Below are 2,835 nucleotides of genomic sequence, written 5' to 3' on the forward strand. Positions count from 1 at the left end.
TAAAAAGAAAAAAGCGCGTGATACCAATGGCAACAACTAAATTAAGTGCGACTAAATCAACATCACGGGCCATCAATTACGCTGAAAAACGTGCCGTTGAGAAAAGTGGCTTAAATTGTGACGTGGACTATGCCAAATCTAGTTTTAAAGCCGCTCGTGAATTGTATGGCAAAACAGACGGTAATCAAGGGCATGTCATTATCCAATCGTTTCAACCTGGCGAAGTGACGCCCGAACAATGTAACCAATTAGGATTAGCGCTTGCTGAAAAACTCGTCCCCAATCATCAAGTCGCCGTCTATACGCATGCAGATACAAACCATGTACACAATCATATTGTACTTAATTCAATTGACCTCAATACAGGTAAGAAATTTAACAATAATAAACAAGCCCTACGCGATGTGAGAGCGTTCAACGACGAGGTTTGTCGAGCACAGGGGTTGAGCGTGCCTGAGAAAGACACAGCACGCTTACGTTATACCCAAACAGAAAAAGCGATTGCCGACCCTAACACGACGTCGACAGCACAATACTCATGGAAAGATGACATACGTGAGGCAATTGACCAATCAACAGCGACAAATATGGAAGAATTTCAAAAACATCTGAATCAACATGGTATTACGATTGAACGTGTTACCCCCAAAAGCATTACCTATCGGCATTTAGCTGAAAATAAAAAAGTACGCGGGCGTAAATTGGGCGAAGATTACAATAAAGGAGGCATCCAACATGGCTTTGAAAGACAAATACAACGACGACAACAACAAAAACATAAATCAGACACGAACTTCCAGCCAAAACGATCAACTTCAAACCGTCATGAATCAACTGAACGAGATACAGGCGTCACTCAATCAGATTGGGACCAATTCGCCCAAGACACAAATGAGCTTGAGCGTCGCCGACAAGCTGCAGAATCAGCAAGACTTGTTGATGAAAAGGCTCGAAGAGATCGAGAAAAGAGAGTACGAGAGAAACCAACGTCACGACCAATTATTAACATCGATCGAGACCACGGCCTCGAACTTTAATCAAGCCACAGACTTCACACAAAAGCGTTTTATAAGCGCGGCAAGACATTATATTGAACGGATTAATAGCGATAATTTAAAACAAGATTTTCACACAGCTATACAAAAAGAATTAGAAGATGTCAAAACAGACACACAAAACGTAGTTAAGGAAGTTCAAAACAACCAATCCGAACTGCGACAAGCCAATAATAATTATAAAAAAATGATTGATGAACGTATGAAGAGCAACGCAATAGTGATTAAACAATATGATCAAGTCATACATCGTTTAACTAAAGGCATCACAGCCATGTTTTTTATCGTTGCCTTAGTGATGGTCGCCTTTTTAGTTATAAGTCCCTTAGGTGACTGGTTAGGCGTCCAACATTTTTACGAATGGCTGAACCACGTGCTTAAAACGGGGCATTCAGCATGGCGTTATTTCATGCTTGTTTTCTATCTTGTACCTTATATTTTATTTGGAGTGCTTATATATGCCATTTTAAAAGCATATGAGCGTCTTTAATACAAAATAAATAGAAAATTACCTTTTGTTTAATGAAGAAGCTATATCAAGCTTAAAATAGCGTAGAAACCAAAAAGGAGTGCTCGCCTTGAATTCTATTGTTCACTTTATTTGTTTTTTTATTGTATTTTGTCTTTTTGGATATGTGGTCAACTTAATATTTTTTGAAGGAACAAATATTTTTCTGATTTTAGAATCAGCATTTATTTTATCATTACTAATCACACCGATATTAAAGGTTGTAAAAGATATGGAAAATGAAGAATAGCACATGCGCTGCATTAAAGTTATATCACTTATTACTTTTTTAAATAATAAAAACCCACCACAAATGTGGTGGGTTTCCTTTTTGTCTTTTGAATTTGTGAGGGGCAAATTGCCCCGAACTTTTTAATATCTTTTTATAAATCTTTTTAAAACCTTTTTAGGAGTCATTTGATCCTTAGAGTGACAATAGATTTGAAATGTTAAAGGCAACCAATCATTAAACTAAAGGCAACCAATCATTAAACTAAAGGCAACCAATCATTAAACTAAAGAAACTTTTTTTATATTAGGTTTCTTTATGTTATTATTGTTTATAACATAGTGATTATAAGTATTTACAATTAAAGTTAATAGGAATCTTTATTCTATATAGGTTTCTTTTAGATTGGAGTGGAGTTAGTTGAGTGGAGAAACAGTAGTATATAAAAATGATATGAATTTAGTTCCACTGAGAAAATTTAATAATACTGAAGTTAATCTATTTTTTACTTTGTGTAATAAATTAAAAGATAAAGGCAATTTGACTGTTAATGTGCCATTTGAAGAATTAAAAGAATTAAGTAATTACTATAGTCATGATAAAAAGCTTTTTATTCAAGATTTAGAAAAATTCTATGACAAAGTTTTCTCTTTAACATATAGAGAAGAAACTGAGAATGTTATTAGAAAATTTATTCTTTTTACTAAAGTAGAAATTTATAAAGATAAAGAGTATGTGGCTATTGGTGTTAATCCAGATTTAGAACATATTATTAATTCATTAACTAGTAACTTCACTAAATTTGAACTTAAAGAAATGACACACCTTAAATCTACATATTCTAAGCATATGTTCAGAATACTTAAGCAGTATAAACATACTGGCTATGTAAAAATTAAAATTGATGATTTTAGAGAACGGCTGGATATTCCTAATAGTTACCGTATGACAAATATTAATCAAAAAGTATTAGCCCCTATCATTAAAGAATTAGGCTTTATTTTTAATAACCTTAATATCAATAAAATAAAGGCAAAAAAAGG

Annotated in this window: 3 protein-coding genes; all 3 read left to right on the plus strand. The window is 33.6% G+C overall.

What is annotated here, in order from left to right; genetic code table 11:
* The coding region (locus IE142_RS39525) for a relaxase/mobilization nuclease domain-containing protein (RefSeq protein WP_229831189.1) at positions 1-1,037 on the plus strand (1,037 nt) is incomplete at its 5' end.
* Positions 940-1,545, plus strand: coding sequence for a mobilization protein (locus IE142_RS39530; RefSeq protein WP_080034611.1), 606 nt, complete (start codon positions 940-942; stop codon positions 1,543-1,545). The genes IE142_RS39525 and IE142_RS39530, both read left to right, overlap by 98 nt.
* Positions 1,546-2,212: 667 nt before the next feature.
* Positions 2,213-2,835 (plus strand): RepB family plasmid replication initiator protein (locus tag IE142_RS39535; protein WP_191889382.1); only part of this gene is annotated, 623 nt, incomplete at its 3' end.

The sequence above is a fragment of the Streptomyces mutabilis genome (genome assembly GCF_014649815.1).
Classification (GTDB): Bacteria; Actinomycetota; Actinomycetes; order Streptomycetales; family Streptomycetaceae; genus Streptomyces; species Streptomyces mutabilis.